Source organism: Gracilimonas halophila, from assembly GCF_042684365.1.
Lineage (GTDB): Bacteria > Bacteroidota > Rhodothermia > Balneolales > Balneolaceae > Gracilimonas > Gracilimonas halophila.
This window is the reverse complement of the sequence record NZ_JBHULI010000022.1, coordinates 135,691-153,712: the sequence shown is the minus strand read 5'-3', so window position 1 is coordinate 153,712 and position 18,022 is coordinate 135,691. Positions and strand designations below refer to the sequence as shown.

Here is an 18,022-nt window from a genome sequence, read left to right as displayed (position 1 = left end):
AATATGCTTAGATTCAAGGAAATATCGAAATCTACCGATTAATTTTATGTGCTTAATTACTTTTGCTTACAATCATCATCCCAAATATAATCTGATTTTAGCTGGAAATCGGGATGAATTTTATGGGCGTCCTACCCGAAAAGCTCAATTTTGGACAGAAGAAAAACATCCGGATATACTTGCAGGCAAAGATATTGAAGGGGGAGGAACCTGGCTGGGCGTACATAAAGATGGAAGGTGGGGCACACTTACGAACTACCGTGATCCTAAAATTCAAAAAAAAGACCCCCCTACCCGCGGAGAGTTGGTAATGAATTATCTGAAGTCCGGGAAATCGGCCATGGATTATTTGCAGGAAGTCACACAGAAGGCGGAAGAGTATAATGGCTTCAATCTGCTGCTTTGGGATGCAAAAGGCTTCTATCATTATTCCAATCAGAATAAGAAAGTTACCAATATTAATGACGGCATTCACGGTATCAGTAACGCTTTACTTGACACCTCATGGCCTAAAGTGAATTCTGCAAACCGTCAGTTAACTGAGATTATTCAGAAAAACAAGATCGACAAAGAAAGCCTTTTTGAGCTCCTTAAAGATGAAACCAAAGCTTCTGAAGAAAATCTTCCGGTGACGGGCATCCCAAGAGATCTTGAAAAAACGGTATCCTCCATATTCATCAAGTCTGAAAATTATGGATCCCGATGTTCTACAGTTCTGCTGATCAATAAAGAAGGAAATATAGATTTTACTGAACGAAGCTATGAACCCGGAACCAAGGATTTAAAAACAGAACAGCATTTTGTTGTGAATGGTTGATCACCGTTTGAAATAATAGATGTAGCAATCATAGCAAGTATCACCAATGATCAGCCTGCCGTTTTCTGATCCAATTATTACTTTTTCCAACGATGAACTTTCAAGTAAAGGTTTAAGTAGTAACTCACCGTCGGTATCTTCAGGAATATCAGTGATAATATATTTCTCTACCAACTCCCCATCTCGATACCAATACAACTCATTACTTTGATTTATCGTGATGCTCTCGGAGTAATCAACCGAGTCTGTATTTATAGTCCATCCCCCAATTCCTCCAACACTTTCTTGCCAATGCCATTCTCCTACATAAGTTTCCGAAACTACCTGTTAATTCTCAAATTGGTTACAACCTGAAACTAAGACAATGATGAGGCCGACCAGTATTCTCATTCTTCCAAAAATTGATTAGCAGTTCATCTACATCAACTTAATTATTCGTCAATTATTTTCTGAACTGAAAAATTTCAGTAAAAACGGGGTCTAACCGTCCAGGCTTGTTATAGTAGCTTCTTTACCTTCGGGCGTATATTCTTCCGGATCAGGGATCTTTCCAAATTTATAGATGATAGCGATGATCGCTGCTATCCCTACCGGGTAAATGATCCATACTGAAATATTCAATACCAATGCACTAATCATTGCCAGGATACTGAGCCCCCCAACAACCATGGCATAAGGTAATTGAGTATTTACGTGCTCAACATGATCACACTGTGTTGCGATGGAACTTAGGATCGTAGTATCAGAAATAGGAGAACAATGATCTCCCCAAACAGAACCGGCTAACACCGCACTTACACTTGCATAGATCACTTCAAGAGTCATCTCTGTGGGAATACCTGTTGAAGTACCAATTTCCCATCCTAACGGAACAACAAGTGGCATCAGGATACCCATTGTCCCCCAACTTGATCCGGTCGCAAAAGCGGTTAGCGCAGATAACACCAATACAATAGCAGGCATCCAGTATGGGTTAAGGGTTTCTCCGAATACAGAAACAAGATAATCTGCAGTTCCGAGCGCTACCGTTACGTCACTCAAAGCCCATGCTAACACCAGGATAAGCACACCGTCAAACATAACATGCATTCCGTTCATCATGCCCTCCAGTGTCTTCTCCACATCCAGCAGTTTTTGTGAAAGTGTCATAGCAATAGCTACTACAACGGATGCTAATGATCCCCATAATAAAGCATCGTAAGAGTTCGCTGTTTCAATAATAGCCTGAATGGAGTCTCCTTCACCGGTCACAAACAATCCGATTATGGTTCCGAAAACAAGCGTTAGAATTGGAATGGCGGCATTGGCCCAATGTGACTCACTTTTTTTCTCCTCATCCTCTTCGATCTTGTCTTTGTACAGGTTGTACTTATCTAGTTTTGAATCGTGCTTGGCCTTATAAAGTGTGATCCTTGCCTTCAGCATGGTGCCAAAATCGCGTCCGGAAAAAGCAATAAGTATCACGAAAAGAATCGTAAAGAACGCATAAAAGTTATACGGCAGTGAATTGATGAAAACCGAATAGGCTGCTTCATTAAAGTCGGGCATACCTGCCTGAGCCGTTGCAATAAAGCCTACCATAGCTCCGATCCACGTACTTACCAGGGCAACTGTGGCAATGGGAGCTGCAGTAGCATCCACCAGGTAAGCCAGTTTAGCGCGGGAAATACGAAGTTTATCAGTAAGCGGGCGCATGGTATTCCCTACTACCATGGTGTTCGCATAATCATCAAAAAACACAACGAAACCCATAAGTGAAGTAACCACCATACCTTGTACTTTGGTCCTAACAAAGCGGGTGATTCCTTTAATAACGCCCCGGGTTCCTCCGTTATCGGTGATAACTCCAACCATTCCACCGATCAGAATTGAAAATACAACGATACTCATTCGATCGGGATCTGAAACTCCCGGTACAATGTAGCCGCTCAGTGCATCAAAGAAACTGTTGAATATTCCTCCGAATGTGAGGTCTCCAACAAGAAATGCTCCCATCCAAATTCCTAAAAATAAAGCAAAAAGTACTTGCCTGAAAGCTAATGCAATTCCAATAGCTATCAGTGGCGGAAGTATGCTGATCCAGCTTCCGATAATTCCTGATGATGCTTCTGCAGTTTGAGCATCTGCCCAAGCCACCTGTGATGCCAAAATTAGTATGATACCAACTCCGGTAAGTGCTGCTATTTTCTTTTTCATGTACTGTTTTTCTGTTTTTTAAAACCGCTCAGAAAATAACATCTATTCCGTTAAAACCAAGATTGAAAGTAAAGGGAATACTCAGTTTTAGTGTTGAATTGTTAGTTTGATATAAACATTTTTTTCAGACTATAATCTCGATCACAGGCCAATTACAGTTCTGTATAGTATTTAAGCCTTATTTAGCTACCTTACCGCTTAGTAACTTTTAACAGTTTGACCTTTGAATTGCAGGGTTTACGGAGTTACTATTCATAACTTAAAAATCTGAATAATAATCTCACTTTATGAAAAATAAGATACTACGTTCAGTGTTGATGGTATTGATATGGACTTTTGGTTCATTCACCATTATTTCAGCACAAAATTCATACAGTAATTTTAATGAACTGTCGGATCGGTTAGATCGACTCGAATCAAATTATGGGAACCTTGCTTCCCTTCAATCTCTTGCAAAAACCGCAGAAGGCCGGGATATATGGGTATTGACCATTGGCAGCGGAGATGTAGAAGATAACCCTGCTGTTGCGGTGATCGGCGGTGTTAAAGGGTCACACATCTATGGAAGTGAACTGGCTATTTCTTTTGCAGAAAAATTACTGTCCAATTCATCCTCTGATGAAGTTCAGGAACTTTTGGCGAGCACTACCTTCTATGTGTTTCCAAGAGTTAATCCGGATGCAACTGAGCATTATTTTGCGAATCTGAAATATGAGCGGGATGTCAACACGATATCTACAAATGACGACCGGGATGACGCCTTTGATGAAGATCCCTTTGAGGACCTCAACAACGATGACCTCATTACCATGATACGCGTGGAAGATGAGACCGGAAAATGGATCAAGTTGCCGGAAGACGATCGCCTGATGAGTAAAGCCGATATCACTGAAGGTGAGAAAGGTTTGTATCATGTGCTCACTGAAGGACGTGATAATGATAATGACGGGCACTTCAATGAAGACGGTGAAGGCGGAGTGAACATCAATAAGAACTTTACTTATGATTATCCATACTTTACCCCGGGGGCAGGAGAAAATATGGCCTCACAAGTTGAGACCAGGGCTATTCTGGATTTCTTGTATGAAGAAACCCCCAATGTTTTTGCTGTGGTTACTTTTGGGCCTTCCAACAACCTTAGTAAGCCGGTGAGCTTTAATCGTGGAGCCGTTAGTAAACGTGTCATTGACGGTTGGTATGAAGAGGATGTGGCGGTTAATAGTTTAGTTTCTAAAACGTATAACGACATCACCAAATTAACCGGAGCCCCAAATGCACCCGGACAACAAGGTGATCTGTTCCAGTGGGCTTATTTCCACTATGGCCGATTCAGCTTCAGTACCCCCGGATGGTGGACTCCCGAAGTTATGGATGAGGAAGGAAAACCGATGAGCTTTAAATCCGATGAGGCCAAATTCCTTGCCTGGGCAGAACAGGAGAACATCGATGCTTTTGTGGAATGGCAGGAAGTTGACCACCCTGATTTCCCCGGTAAAAAGGTGGAAGTAGGTGGTATCAAACCGTATGTAAGTTATAATCCTCCATATGAACTTGTAGATTCTTTAAGTCAGTCGCATACCGATTTCCTTATTAAACTTGCGGGCATGAAGCCTGATATTCAATTAGTGAACTTCAAAATGGAAGAAGCCGGACGCAACCTGACCCGCATCACAGTGGATGTTCATAACAATGGCATTCTGCCCACTGCTTCAAGGTTAGGTGAGCGCACCAATTGGGTAAAAGAGACGGTCGTCAAGATCAACCTCTCCGGAAACCTGGAGCTGGTGAGTGGTGATATACTCGAGAATATCGAATCCATTGAAGGAGACGGAACCGTCAAGAAAAGCTGGCTTGTTCGCGGAAGCGGTTCATTCAGCATTTCTGCCGGAGCACCGAATACCGGAATTTCAACTATAGAACAAACGATCAGATAGTGATTGCCATGAAGAATATTAAATACACTCTTTTATTATTTATAGGTATGGGGCTTGGCATCAGCGCAAATCAATCGGCTGAAGCTCAGGTCACAGAAGGAACTTTCCAGGCAGCAGGATCTCCTGCAAACCCAAAAGTTGAGGTCTCCTGGAACAAATATTACAACTATCAGGGAATTTCTGATATCACAGCCGAATTGGCTGAGGCACACCCAAATCTCATAAAAAGAGAATCGATTGGGAAGTCGTATCAGGGTAGAGATCTGTGGCTGCTAACCGTCACCAATTTCAACGAAGGTGATGCAGATCGAAAACCTGCGATGTATATCGACGGAAACATTCACTCCAATGAGATTCAGGGTACGGAAGTATCACTGTACACGGCATGGTATCTAGCCGAGATGTATGGGAAGAATGAGTTCATCACACAGTTATTGGATGAAAAGACCTTTTACATCGCTCCAACCATAAACCCTGACGGGCGTGAGAATTTCTTTGATGCGCCCAACACCGCAAGTTCACCCCGTTCCGGCATGAAGCCGATCGATAACGATCTGGATGGGGAAGTGAATGAGGATGGCTACGATGACCTGAATGGCGATGGCAGCATCACCATGATGCGACGTAAAAATCCGCGCGGACAGTTTGTTGAACATCCTGATTACCCGGAATTTATGCAGCGCGTTGGTCCCGATGAATTCGGTGAATACGAACTTCTTGGCTATGAGGGCATCGACAATGACGGCGATGGCGATGTGAATGAAGACGGTGAAGGCTACTATGATCCCAACCGTGATTGGGGATGGAAATGGCAGCCTGATTACATTCAGGGCGGTGCGCATAAATACCCGTTCTCCCTTCCTGAAAACCGTGCCGTTATGGAATTTGTGATGGACCATCCCAACATTGCAGCCGCTCAAAGTTATCATAACAGTGGTGGTATGATCTTACGTGGTCCCGGTGCTGCCGAAGATGTTGACACCTATAACCGCTCCGACATACAGGTGTATGATGCGCTGGGCGAAATGGGCGAACGTCTTATCCCCGGTTACAACTATTGGGTGGTTTATGATGATCTCTACACCGTATTTGGCGGTGAACTTGACTGGTTTTATGGAAGCCGTGGTGCTTTTACATTCACCAATGAGCTTTGGGCCTCTTTCGAGATGTTCAATGAAGAAAGTCGTGGCCGCTTCAGTGCCGATACGTATGAGTTCAACAAACATCTTCTTTTCAATGATGCTCTAACTGAATGGGAAACCGTTGACCACCCTCAGTATGGAGAGATCGAAGTTGGCGGAACAAAGAAAAACTTTGGACGTGCCCATCCCGGATTTCTACTTGAGCAGATGGCACACCGTAATATGGCTTTTACCATTTACCACGCATACCATACGCCTAACCTGGTGATCGATGAGATCTCAGAAAAAGATCTGGGTGGCGGACTTAAGGAAGTAACAGCAGTGATCACCAACACCCGTATGATCCCTACTCATGCCAGTCAGGATCTGAAGTATAAGATCACCCGTCCGAATTACATTAGTATTGACGGAGCCCGGGTTGAAGCCGGCATGATCGTCACCAATCGCGATCGAAATGAAACGGTGGAACAAAAGAACAATCCTGAAAAAATAGCCGTGGACAACATCCCCGGGATGGATTCAGTCACCGTTCGCTGGATCGTTAGCGGCGGAAATAACTACACCTTTACCGTGGACAGTGAAAAAGGCGGATTGGTTTCTAAGCGGAAGTAGGCTTTTAACTTAAGATATCACGAACAAAAAAAGGGAGCCTGAATTCAGGCTCCCTTTTTTATTGGATAAAATTGGGCTACAATCTTTCAATGGCAGTATCAATTCGCCTAAGCACTTCTTCTTTACCAATGAGCTCAAGAGCAGGGGTTAGATCAGGTCCAAAACCCTGTCCGCTTACTGCGATACGAAGTGGCATCATTAATTTACCAAAGCCTACTTCATGCTCTTCAATGGTTTCTTTGATCTTGTCCTTCAGCGTAACGGCTTCGAATTCCTCTTCGGAAAGCTGCTCAATTTTATCCCGATATGCTTTCAGGATAACGGGGCTGTCATCTTTCCATTTTTTGAGTGCATTTTCATCATACTCTTTAGGCTCCTCAAAAAAGAACGCGCCCATGCTTACAAATTCATCAATTCTGGATACGCGTTCATGTAACAACTCTACAACATGTGACAAAAACTCATCGCTTGGAATCTCAAATTTAGATTCTTCAAACAATGCTTGAACACGCGGCTTCAATTCTTCAACAGAATGCTCTCGAATGTAGTTTTCATTATACCACATCAATTTCTTGTAGTTGAACACTGCTCCGCCTTTACTCACACGATCAAGTGTAAACAGGTCGCACAATTCTTTCATGTCGTGAATCTCGGAATCGTCGCCGGGGCTCCATCCCAGGTAAGCCAGAAAATTAACCAATGCATCCGGTTCGTAATTACCGGAAATATAATCCTTGGTGTTTACAGGGATTCCCTCGCTCTCAGCTTTACGCTTGGAAAGCTTCCCTCCACTTGGACTCATGATCAGCGGCAAATGAGCCATTGTAGGTGGTTCCCACCCGAATGCATTATAAAGCAGAATATGTTTTGGTGTACTGCTCAGCCACTCTTCCCCGCGAATCACATGCGTGATCTCCATGGTGTGATCATCCACCACATTTGCCAGGTGATAGGTCGGCATTCCATCTGATTTCAGCAGTACTTGATCATCAAGGCCTTCAGTATCAAAAGATACATTACCGCGGATCTCATCTTCAAACCGTACATTCTCTTTACGGGGAACCTTAAGACGAACCACATATTCATCACCGTTTCTCATTCGCTTTTCAACCTCATCCTTAGAAAGTGTGAGGCTGTTCTTCATCGATTGACGGGTGATAGAGTCATACTTTGGAGACGGGTTGCCGGACTTCATCAAACGCTCCCGCATCTCATCAATTTCCTCAACCGTATCAAAAGCATAGTAAGCATGCCCTGACTCTACCAATTGCTCCGCATATTTATGGTAAATGTCTTTACGCTCACTTTGTCGGTAGGGACCAAAATCACCGCCTTTTCCGGGGCCTTCATCAATTTCCATACCTGCCCATTCCAGGGAGTCGATGATATCCTGCTCGGCATCTTCTACATATCGGGATTGATCGGTATCCTCGATACGAAGAACAAAAGTTCCCTCATTATGTCGGGCAAATAAATAGTTATAAAGTGCGGTTCTTAATCCGCCAATGTGTAAAAATCCGGTTGGTGAAGGCGCAAATCGTACGCGAACGCTCATTTAATTTCTCTTTTTTTGTAAGGTTTCCAATTCTAAAATTTTCAGTTCCTAAAGATAAGAAATTTTAAATGCTAAATTTTGAATGTTGAAATGGCTAAGTTTCCATTCAACTTTCAAAATTCACAGAATCAACATTGCGCTTAGCCCTTCTTCAACCTCAATTTGCTCCGAACTTATATGACCTTTCAGCTATGCTTAAGGCCGACATGGTGGTTTGGAACGACCTAGAGCAATGGTCGCGCAAAGGAAGAACACATCGGGCAGCTATCAAAGGAGAGCAGGGATTGCAATGGGTCAATATTCCGATCAAGACCGAGGATAAAAAAAAATCGATCTCGGAAGTCCGCATTGAGCATTCTGAAGACTGGATCGATCCATTCTGGAATGCCCTTCACCACAATTATTCTGAAGCAACCTGGTACGATTTCTTTGCAGAGGAATTAGAATTCGAGATTCGAAGAGCTACAGAATTTGAGAAACTAATCGACTTTAATATCTACTTCTTTGATAGCCTGCAGCACTTTCTTGAGTTCAAGATTGAATTTCAGCTTGCGAGTACAATTCCTGAGTTTGATCCGAATCCCGATATCTTTGCTGAAAGAGTGGGTGCAGATATCTTATTTCAGGAACAGGATTCAAAAAATTACCAGTGGCTTAGTGATGATGCCAATACCGTTTTTGATGAGAAATCCCACCCCAGATACAATCAATTGGGAGATAGCTTCCTTCCGGGATGCAGTGTATTAGATCTGCTTTTCAATAAAGGAAAAGAGAGTTTCTCAGTATTGGGTTTTTAGTCCTTAGTTATTCCCGAAAAGATCCCTTGTATACACTTTGTCCTTTACATCCTTGATCTCATCTACCATACGATTGGCAACGATCACTTCGGATATCTTCTTGAACTCATCCAGATCTTTGATCACTCTTGAGTGATAAAATTCTTCCTGATCCAGGTATGGCTCATATACAACCACCTCAATACCTTTGGCTTTGATCCTCTTCATGATTCCCTGAATAGCACTTTGTCGGAAATTATCGGACCCTTGCTTCATCACCAGTCGGTATACTCCAACAACTTTTGGGTCATTTTTCCAGATCTGCCGGGCTATGAAATCTTTACGGGTGGTATTAGCATCCACAATGGCTTTGATGAGGTTATTCGGTACATCCTCAAAATTAGCGAGTAGCTGCTTGGTGTCTTTCGGGAGGCAATACCCGCCATAACCAAAAGAAGGGTTGTTGTAATGATCTCCAATACGGGGATCAAGCCCAACACCCTGAATTACCTGTTCACTACTCAGATCATGTGTTTCACAGTAAGAATCAAGCTCGTTGAAGTAAGCTACCCTCATAGCAAGGTAGGTATTTGAGAAAAGCTTGATCGCCTCTGCTTCAGTACTGTCTGTATAAAGAACCGGGATTTCATCTTCAGGTTTTGCAGCTCCTTCAACTAATAAACCTGCGAACATTTTAGCCCTCCCGGAGCGCTCACCGACCACAACGCGAGAAGGGTATAAATTATCATACAACGCCTGCCCTTCACGAAGGAACTCAGGTGAGAAAATTAAATTTTCAGTACCGAACTTTTGCTTAGCTTCATTTACATAACCAACAGGAATGGTTGACTTTATTACCATTACGGCTTCCGGATTGATATCCATCACGTCTTTTATGACAGCCTCTACGGATCGTGTATTGAATTTATTGGTATCCGGATCATAATTTGTTGGGGTTGCTATGATCACAAAATCAGCCCCTGAATACGCTTTTTCTTTATCTAAGGTGGCCGTAAGATCAAGGTCCTTTTCCTTTAAATACTGTTCTATCTCTGTATCAGTAATTGGTGACTTCTTGTTGTTAATGAGTTTTACCTTTTCTTCAACGATATCGAGAGCCACCACTTCATGGTGCTGTGATAATAATACAGCTAAGGACATTCCTACATATCCGGTTCCGGCTACGGCAATTTTCATATACTGATCTTTTTGGTCTTAATTTCTCTTAAGATAGTTTGTAAAATTATTCCGACTTGAAGGGATTGTTTTCAAGAAACTGTCGAATAAAAATCCATCCGATACTGGCTATCCCACTTAACATCACAAAAACGATCAGGATCATGAACCCACTGGTTTCATCTTCCACAGGAACCTGTACCGGTTGCAAGACTTTAAATACCGGCGTTTCTTCTTGTACTTTGAGTCGGGCCTGCTCATATTGCTGTGTCAGGCTATTGTATAAATTAAAGGCTACATCATATTCTGACTGCAGGCGTTGTTGTTCCGTTCGGGCTCGGGCAGTCAGGTTTCCCTGGTTGCTATCCGTGAATTCAGCAAGGGCTAACTGGGCTTCTTCAAAACGTTCTTCTGCCTTGATCAACTGACTTTCCACAAATTCCAGATCGCGTAGTACTTTTTCGGTTCTATATTCTACCAGATATTCGGTCAGCTCTCCAATGGTATATTTAGCAACTTGCGCAGCTACCTTTGCATTCGGCATTCTTACATTCACCGTAACGATCCCTGTTTCCTCATTCAAGCTCACCCCAACACGTTGTCTGAGGTTTTTAACGACCTGCATTTGATCTTTGGTCAGAGACAGTATCTCCGGATCTTGCTCCGCTTCACCAATCATCTCTTCTTCAGGATCTCCCCTCAGGGCACCGAGAATCGTAAAAGGAAGTCCGATGGTATATCTTTTAACAGATGCCAATGCCCCCGAAGAATGAATCTCCATAAAATACTCATAGAGGGTCGCCGTAGTATCGTATTCCGGATAGGTGAATTCCTTATTCATCAGGCTTGTCTGAAAAGAAAGACTTTGAACGATCTGTGGGTAGAGATCTACCCGAATGGCATTGCTGGCGGAGTTATAACTGCCTCCACCACTAATTCCCAGCAATCCCCCATATTGCTGCAACAAACCTGAGGCCCCACCTCCACTTTCAGTATTGTATTCAGGCATCAGTGTGGCATCACTAACATATTCTTTAGGACTTAACAGGGCAACTAGTACTCCCAAGATAATTCCTACGGTTACAAATCGATAGATTGTTTTCCGGTTATCCCAAATGGTCTTAGCCAGTTCAATGAGATCGATCTCATCCTCTTCATATCCTTCATAGCTCTGGTCGGCCGGCACTAGTCTGTATTCCTGAATAGGAAAGTCTTCGTTATGATTTTTCTTTCCGGGCTTTGAATCCCCGTTGTCACCCTGATTTGAATTTTTTTCTTCGCTCACAATTCCTGGATTTTATTAATCAATGATAATACGAAGTTTGTGATTGTATATAAAGAGAGGTTTTAGTTTGAAATTGTGGGTTGTTTTTACGATATCAGATTCAGTATTTCTTCCACAGCTTCTTCTACTGAACGTTCATCGGTGTTGATGACAAGCGCCGGGTCTTTCGGGTCTTCATGATCGGCATCATAACCGGTAAGCCCTGTGATCTCCCCTTTTTCGGCTTTTTCATAAAGTCCTTTAGGATCTCGTTCCTGTGCCGTTTTCGAATCACAAGTGATATGGATCTCTTTGAAATCACCTTCAGGGAAAAGGCTTTTAACCATATCCCGGTCTTCACGATAGGGTGAAACAAAAGTACAGATCACAATATTTCCGTGTTCAAAGAACAGACGAGCGACATGACCTATCCTGCGTATATTTTCGGCTCGGTCAGAAGGGCTGAACCCAAGATCACCATTCAAACCGTGGCGCACTTGGTCTCCATCTAATAACATGGTTTGTTTTCCGGACTCCCATAATCGTTTCTCAACTTCCTTAGCGATGGTGCTCTTTCCAGCCCCTGAAATTCCTGTCAGCCACAGCAATTGAGCTTTGTGTCCGTTTCGCTTTTCACGTTCTTCACGGGAGATGTTCCATGGTTCCCAGACAACATCAGGAGAGTGTGGTAAGCGATTAGTTTTGGTCTCCTTTGAAACCGTTGAACCGGCACGCATCATCCCTGCACCTACCGTAACATTGGTAGCCGGATCGATAATGATAAAGCTGCCTGTTTTTTTATTGATCTGATAAGCATCAAAGAACAAGGGTTGTGAAGTTTTTAGCTTAACTCGTCCAATTTCATTGAGGCTCAGTTTATCTGCATCTTCACGATTCAAGGAATCCACATTCATCCGGTACACCAATTCTTGGACAAAAACCTGTGTGGTGTGCGTGGTATGCTGAAGGATGTATTGCTTGGCTGTTTCCATCGGTTTTTCACTCATCCAGCAGACGTAGGCTTCAAAATCGTTACGGACCGTAGGTACGTTATCTTTCCGAACGATCATATCCCCCCGGGAAATATCGATCTCATCTTCGATGGTAAGCGTCACGGATTCCCCCGGATAAGCAATATCAAGATCTTCGTCACGTGTTACGATCTTCTTGACTCTGGAACTCAAACCGGAAGGCAGTACCGTTATCTCATCACCGGGACGAACATGTCCGGATGCTATTCTTCCAGAAAAACCACGGAAATTTTGGTTGGGGCGAATTACGTACTGAACAGGTAATCGAAAGTCTATAATGTTTTCATCGGCATCCACCTTCACCGTTTCGAGATGATGCAGCAGAGTGGAACCATTGTACCAATCGGTATTCTCACTTTTATCTACAACATTGTCTCCTTTCAAAGCTGAAATTGGTATGTAGGTTACATCACTGACATTCAATTTCTTAGCAAACGCACGAAATTCAGATACAATCTCATCGAACACGCTTTCACTATAATCCACCAGGTCCATTTTATTTACAGCCACCACCAGATGTGGAATACGAAGTAATGATGAGATAAAAGCATGTCGGCGTGACTGGGTAAGTAATCCTTTGGAGGCATCGACAAGAATCACCGCAAGATCCGCTGTGGAAGCGCCGGTAACCATATTTCGAGTGTATTGAGTATGGCCGGGGGTATCTGCAATAATGAACTTTCGCTTTGGGGTAGCAAAGTAGCGATAGGCAACATCAATAGTGATCTTTTGCTCGCGCTCGGCTTTCAACCCATCAGTCAGTAAAGCCAGGTTCACATCTTCTTCCCCGCTGCTTTTACTGGACTTCTCAATGGCCTCCATTTGATCCTCAAAAATAGATTTAGAATCATAGAAAAGCCGTCCGATCAATGTACTTTTACCATCATCCACACTTCCGGCTGTCGTAAACCGGAGCAAGTCCATATCAAGATATTTACTGCCAGACTCATCGTCTGCAGTTTTTAGTTTTGAGTTTTTAGTGTTTAATGGTTCGTTGCTCATAAGATGGCCGGACATGTCCGGAATTTTTATTGTGTTAATTCTTTTGTGTTGAGTTCTTCGTGGTTGTCTTAACGATAGACGTCAGTATCTTCACTAACTCAATGCAATCAGCTAGTTCATGATCAATTTTCAGATCAACTAATTCTCCTTCCTTCAATAATCTAAGCCAGTATAAAGTTTCTCTGGCTTCTTTAGATGCAATCGACATCTTGTGCTTAAAATCATTTCTTGATTCAGCGGCAGTCGCTTCATTAACATTTGCTCCTATCGCTGTTCCAGATCTTAGCAACTGTTTAGATATCACAAATTCATTACATCCGGTCAATGATTTATATAGTTTGATTATGCTTATGGCAAATTCAAAACTTTTAATGTAAATAGGCCCTTGATTTTTCATCATCATAAGTTTTGTTAGTCTTTTCCAAGTAAGAGCCATTTAAAACTGATTCCTTACAAAAATTTTTCTTTGACTTGAAATGCAACTCAAAACTAAACACTAAAAACTCATAACTCTTTAGAAATATCCTTGTCGCTTTCTGTCTTCCATGGCCGTTTCGCTGCGCTTGTCGTCGTGGCGATTACCACGCTCGGTTTGACGTGCAGCTGCTACTTCTTGGATGATCTCTTCCAGGTTAGATGCATCAGACTCTACTGCTCCTGTACAAGTAGCATCTCCGATTGTTCTAAAGCGAACCGTTCTGGTTTCCAATTCTTCGTCCTCCATGCGGTTTACGAACTCTGTGTCAGCCAACCATACGCCTCTTCGGTCGAATACTTTTCGCTTGTGGGCGAAGTATAGGCTTGGGATCTCGATCTTTTCCTGGGCGATGTATTGCCACACATCCATCTCGGTCCAATTACTGATTGGGAACACGCGAAAATTCTCGCCGGGCTTCTTGCGTCCATTAAAAAGATTCCACAACTCAGGTCGCTGATTTTTTGGATCCCACTGGCCAAACACATCACGGTGTGAAAAGAACCGTTCCTTGGCGCGCGCCTTTTCCTCATCACGACGACCGCCGCCAAGTGCAGCATCCACCTGATGTTTCTTCAGTGTATCTAATAAAGTTCTGGTTTGAAGGGCATTCCTGCTTGCATCCGGTCCGGTTTCTTCTTCTACATCACCGGCATCAATAGAATCCTGCACACTTCCCACGATTAGTTCAACCCCATATTTTTCGACCAGTTTATCGCGAAACTCAATGGTCTCCGGAAAATTATGACCGGTATCAATATGCATGAGAGGGAAGGGGACTTTACCTGGATGAAAAGCCTTCAACGCCAGATGAAACATAACGATGGAGTCCTTTCCACCTGAAAAAAGTAACACCGGCCGCTCAAACTGAGCCGCTACTTCTCTCATTACGTAGATCCCTTCGTCTTCCAGGTCTTTAAGATGCGATTGTTTTTTTCGTTCACTCATTATGCTATAGTTGGACGAGATTCAGGGTATTATTTGTTCTTTTCAATAGTTGAATTAGTTCAACATCTTTAATTATTCAAAAAAATCGTTCGGGTCGGTATTAATTACTTTAACTCCATAAATGTATCCAATCCAAGTAAAAAATACGGGTTTTTAAAGGATTCTTTGTTATAGCTCAAAGGAGAGTATTTTTCTCCCTTTTTTGAGGAGTACCTATATACAGCATCTGCGGCTGCAGTATCCCACTCCATGGTGGGACCTAGTCTCGGATAGAGATCAGCTTTCCCCTCTGCAACCAAACAAAATTTTATGGAACTTCCTGAAGGGACCTCTTCACTAACTTCGATTCCTAAATTCTTCAATTTCTTCACTGTAGTATCATCTCCATGAGACCTGCTTACGACGATACGTGCTTTTCCCGGAGCTTCAAATGTGCTTGTTTCCAGTTTCACTGCTTTTTCATCCGCTTCTCTCTTAAAGGAACCGATACTTTGTTCACCGTAATACATCATATCATAGGCCGGTACATACACGACCCCCAAAACCGGCTTACTCTTTTCAATCAAGGCTATGTTTACGGTAAACTCTCCATTTTTTTTGATAAATTCCTTGGTTCCATCCAATGGATCAACCAGCCAAAAGCGGTCCCATTCCCTGCGTTCCTCAAAATCAGGAATACCTGATTCTTCTGAGATAACAGGTGTATTGGGATCAAGTTCCTTCAGTGAGTCCACAATTATATGATGAGCAGCCAAGTCTGCTTTGGTAAGAGGAGAGTGGTCATCTTTTGTGATCACTTCAATCTCTGTATGATAAAATTCTAAAATTTTTTGCCCCGCCTCTTCTGCTGTCTTGATGACTCGGTTTAGCATTCAGCCTTCGTTTTTAAAAATTCCAAATATAGGGTATCAAAGATACAGCGATTGCCGCTACTATCAAATTTAGTGGTAATCCTATTCTTACAAAATCAGTAAATCGATAACCTCCCGGACCATAAACCATCAGATTAGTTTGATAGCCAATAGGTGTGGAAAAACTTGAGGAAGCGGCGACGATCATTACCATTGCGAAGGGGATAAAATCAATCCCCATAGACTGCGCCAATGAAAATGCGATTGGGAATACCAAAACCGCTGCAGCATTATTGGTGATCATTTCTGTTAACAACCACGTAGCCATATATGTTAAAAAGAGAGCAAGCACAGGGTTTTCTCCTGATAACCCAAGAAGGTTTGAGGCAAGATGTTCTGCTACGCCTGTATATTCCAAAGCACTTCCCAAACCTAGTGCCGATGCTATAGCTATAAGAACCCGCCAATCCACGCTTTCAAGAGCTGTAGAATAGCGAAAACATTTGGTGACTAATAACAATCCTCCGGCTACGATGGCAGCTTGCAACATACTTAAAATACCGGTTGCTGCAAGTATAACCATAGTTGCCAAAGACAATCCCGCGATCCAGGCTTTTTCATAGGTAACAGGAGAAGAATCTTCAATGGGGCTCACCAGAAAAAAATCGCTTGAGTTGCGGTATTTATTCACAAAGTTGGGGTGAGCCTCAAGCAATAACACATCCCCACTTTTCATTGTGATATCTCCTATCTTCTCATTTATACGCTCTCCGCTACGAGAAACTGCCAGCACTACTGCATCATATCGATCACGAAACTTACCCCCCCTGATCGTCCTCCCCACCAATGGGTTTGACCTCGATACTACCGCCTCTATCATCTTACGTTCATTGCGAGGAGCATTAAGCTTAAACACCTGTTCAGTAGCCGGTTCAAGCCCTGAAATTTGCTGGAGGTCTATAATAGAATCCACGATACCGGTAAAGATCAGCCTGTCTTTGCTCCTTAATCTTTCATACGGCCCAACGGCTGGAATAGCTCTCTTATTCCTTTGAATTTCGATCAAAAATAATCCGGGAAGGTTCCTTAATCCTGCATCTTCAATGGTCTTTTCGGAAAGGGTGCTGCCTTCTTTAACAATCATCTCAATGGTGTACTCGCGAGGGTCTTTGAAAGTATCCATACTGGATCCGCGAATAGGAAGTAATCTATCACCAAAAATTAAGAGGTAAATAAATCCTGCAATAGCACAGGGAATACCAATTAATGCAGGTTCAAAAATTCCGATCGACCGGATGCTGGTCTCTTCAATCATCAATCCATTTATGATTAGGTTTGTACTTGTACCTATGAGGGTACAAGTACCGCCTAAAATAGCAGCATAACTTAGTGGTATAAGTATCTTGGATACTGGAATTTGTGAAATCCTGCTCCACCGTTCTAATGCCGGAATAAAGGAGGCTACTATCGGAGTATTATTGAGGAAAGCACTCATTATCATGACAGGGCTCATAATGCGTAGCTGTGCTTTTCTCACATTTCGGGCATCTCCCATAACCTTCTGCACTATGAATTGAATAGCGCCAGTCTCTTTAAGTCCCGCCGCAACTATATAGAGTGCTGCCACTGTTAGCATCCCCTCATTCGAAAATCCTGATAGGGCTTCTTCAGCAGGTATGATTCCAATAATAAATATCACTGCCAAACCTGCGAACAAAATGATATCCACAGAAATAGCTGTTCCAACCAAAAAAGCCAGACACAACATTATAATGCCTAAAACAATCCATCCTTCAAGAGTCATACTCTATATGTTTATTTATTGAAGCTGAATATAGAAGGAGTTGCCGAGAGGAAAAAATGAATTAGTAACTGGAGAGCTATTAGCATGTAATATATTGGCTGAGACATTACTTAAAGGGATATTCAATTAAACTTTTAGTACCTAAGTGAAATTAGTTTAAAATCTTTATTGAAGTAGTGAAAGGTAAAGCCGTATATTTGGCGCCTACTTAAGCTACGCCTCGGTGGTGGAATTGGTAGACACGTTGGACTTAAAATCCAATGGATATTAAAATGTCCGTGCCGGTTCGAGTCCGGCCCGAGGTACTCAAAACCCTGTAAAACAATGTTTTACAGGGTTTTTCTGTATTTAAAAGTCTGGTTTGGAATATTCTGGTTCCGCATTTTTACACCTAAATGTTACGTCAATGGATTATTAATTGTCAGGCTAAATTTTTATT

The 18,022-nt window shown here is 42.6% G+C and carries 14 protein-coding genes and 1 tRNA gene; 5 read left to right on the top strand and 10 right to left on the bottom strand.

The window, feature by feature from the left end; genetic code table 11:
- Positions 1-46 precede the first annotated feature (46 nt).
- Complete coding sequence (locus tag ACFSVN_RS05745; RefSeq protein WP_390299907.1) at positions 47-817, top strand: NRDE family protein; 771 nt, start codon at positions 47-49, stop codon at positions 815-817.
- Here the strand turns inward: ACFSVN_RS05745 and ACFSVN_RS05740 are convergent, their stop codons facing one another.
- Both ACFSVN_RS05740 and ACFSVN_RS05735 read right to left on the bottom strand, forming a co-directional pair.
- Positions 818-1,015 (bottom strand): hypothetical protein, encoded by a 198-nt coding sequence (locus tag ACFSVN_RS05740; protein WP_390299905.1) that lies wholly within the window; start codon positions 1,013-1,015, stop codon positions 818-820.
- A gap of 282 nt (positions 1,016-1,297) precedes the next feature.
- The gene (locus ACFSVN_RS05735) at positions 1,298-3,013 is read right to left on the bottom strand and encodes a Na+/H+ antiporter NhaC family protein (protein ID WP_390299902.1); all 1,716 of its coding nucleotides are present in this window, start codon (positions 3,011-3,013) and stop codon (positions 1,298-1,300) included.
- A 287-nt stretch (positions 3,014-3,300) separates the two neighbouring features.
- Between ACFSVN_RS05735 and ACFSVN_RS05730 the strand changes: the two genes are divergently transcribed.
- Both ACFSVN_RS05730 and ACFSVN_RS05725 read left to right on the top strand, forming a co-directional pair.
- Positions 3,301-4,947: a M14 family metallopeptidase gene (locus ACFSVN_RS05730; protein ID WP_390299900.1), complete on the top strand. Its 1,647-nt coding sequence runs from the start codon at positions 3,301-3,303 to the stop codon at positions 4,945-4,947.
- 8 nt (positions 4,948-4,955) lie between these two features.
- Positions 4,956-6,701, top strand: a complete 1,746-nt coding sequence (locus ACFSVN_RS05725; RefSeq protein ID WP_390299897.1) for a M14 family metallopeptidase — start codon at positions 4,956-4,958, stop codon at positions 6,699-6,701.
- Positions 6,702-6,777: 76 nt separating this feature from the next.
- Here ACFSVN_RS05725 and gltX read toward each other — a convergent pair whose 3' ends face one another.
- Positions 6,778-8,256, bottom strand: coding sequence for a glutamate--tRNA ligase (gene gltX / locus ACFSVN_RS05720; RefSeq protein WP_390299894.1), 1,479 nt, complete (start codon positions 8,254-8,256; stop codon positions 6,778-6,780).
- A 134-nt stretch (positions 8,257-8,390) separates the two neighbouring features.
- On the opposite strand from gltX, the gene ACFSVN_RS05715 reads away from it, so the two are divergent.
- Positions 8,391-9,053: a WbqC family protein gene (locus ACFSVN_RS05715; RefSeq protein ID WP_390299891.1), complete on the top strand. Its 663-nt coding sequence runs from the start codon at positions 8,391-8,393 to the stop codon at positions 9,051-9,053.
- A gap of 3 nt (positions 9,054-9,056) precedes the next feature.
- Here the strand turns inward: ACFSVN_RS05715 and ACFSVN_RS05710 are convergent, their stop codons facing one another.
- From ACFSVN_RS05710 to ACFSVN_RS05680, 7 genes are all read right to left on the bottom strand, one after another.
- The gene (locus tag ACFSVN_RS05710) at positions 9,057-10,229 is read right to left on the bottom strand and encodes a nucleotide sugar dehydrogenase (protein ID WP_390299888.1); all 1,173 of its coding nucleotides are present in this window, start codon (positions 10,227-10,229) and stop codon (positions 9,057-9,059) included.
- Positions 10,230-10,275: 46 nt separating this feature from the next.
- A complete protein-coding gene (locus ACFSVN_RS05705) occupies positions 10,276-11,493 on the bottom strand; it encodes a Wzz/FepE/Etk N-terminal domain-containing protein (protein ID WP_390299885.1) in 1,218 nt (405 codons plus the stop codon).
- Between the two features lie 86 nt (positions 11,494-11,579).
- Positions 11,580-13,427, bottom strand: a complete 1,848-nt coding sequence (gene cysN / locus ACFSVN_RS05700) for a sulfate adenylyltransferase subunit CysN (RefSeq protein ID WP_390300158.1) — start codon at positions 13,425-13,427, stop codon at positions 11,580-11,582.
- Between the two features lie 112 nt (positions 13,428-13,539).
- On the bottom strand, positions 13,540-13,941 hold the full coding sequence (locus tag ACFSVN_RS05695) for a four helix bundle protein (protein ID WP_390299882.1): 402 nt from the start codon (positions 13,939-13,941) through the stop codon (positions 13,540-13,542).
- Between the two features lie 78 nt (positions 13,942-14,019).
- Entirely contained in the window at positions 14,020-14,928 is a 909-nt protein-coding gene (gene cysD, locus ACFSVN_RS05690; RefSeq protein ID WP_390299879.1) for a sulfate adenylyltransferase subunit CysD, read from the bottom strand.
- A 104-nt stretch (positions 14,929-15,032) separates the two neighbouring features.
- Positions 15,033-15,800, bottom strand: a complete 768-nt coding sequence (cysQ, locus tag ACFSVN_RS05685) for a 3'(2'),5'-bisphosphate nucleotidase CysQ (protein WP_390299876.1) — start codon at positions 15,798-15,800, stop codon at positions 15,033-15,035.
- Positions 15,801-15,813: 13 nt separating this feature from the next.
- The gene (locus ACFSVN_RS05680; RefSeq protein WP_390299874.1) at positions 15,814-17,583 is read right to left on the bottom strand and encodes an SLC13 family permease; all 1,770 of its coding nucleotides are present in this window, start codon (positions 17,581-17,583) and stop codon (positions 15,814-15,816) included.
- A gap of 217 nt (positions 17,584-17,800) precedes the next feature.
- Between ACFSVN_RS05680 and ACFSVN_RS05675 the strand changes: the two genes are divergently transcribed.
- Positions 17,801-17,888, top strand: a tRNA-Leu gene (locus ACFSVN_RS05675).
- Positions 17,889-18,022 lie beyond the last annotated feature (134 nt).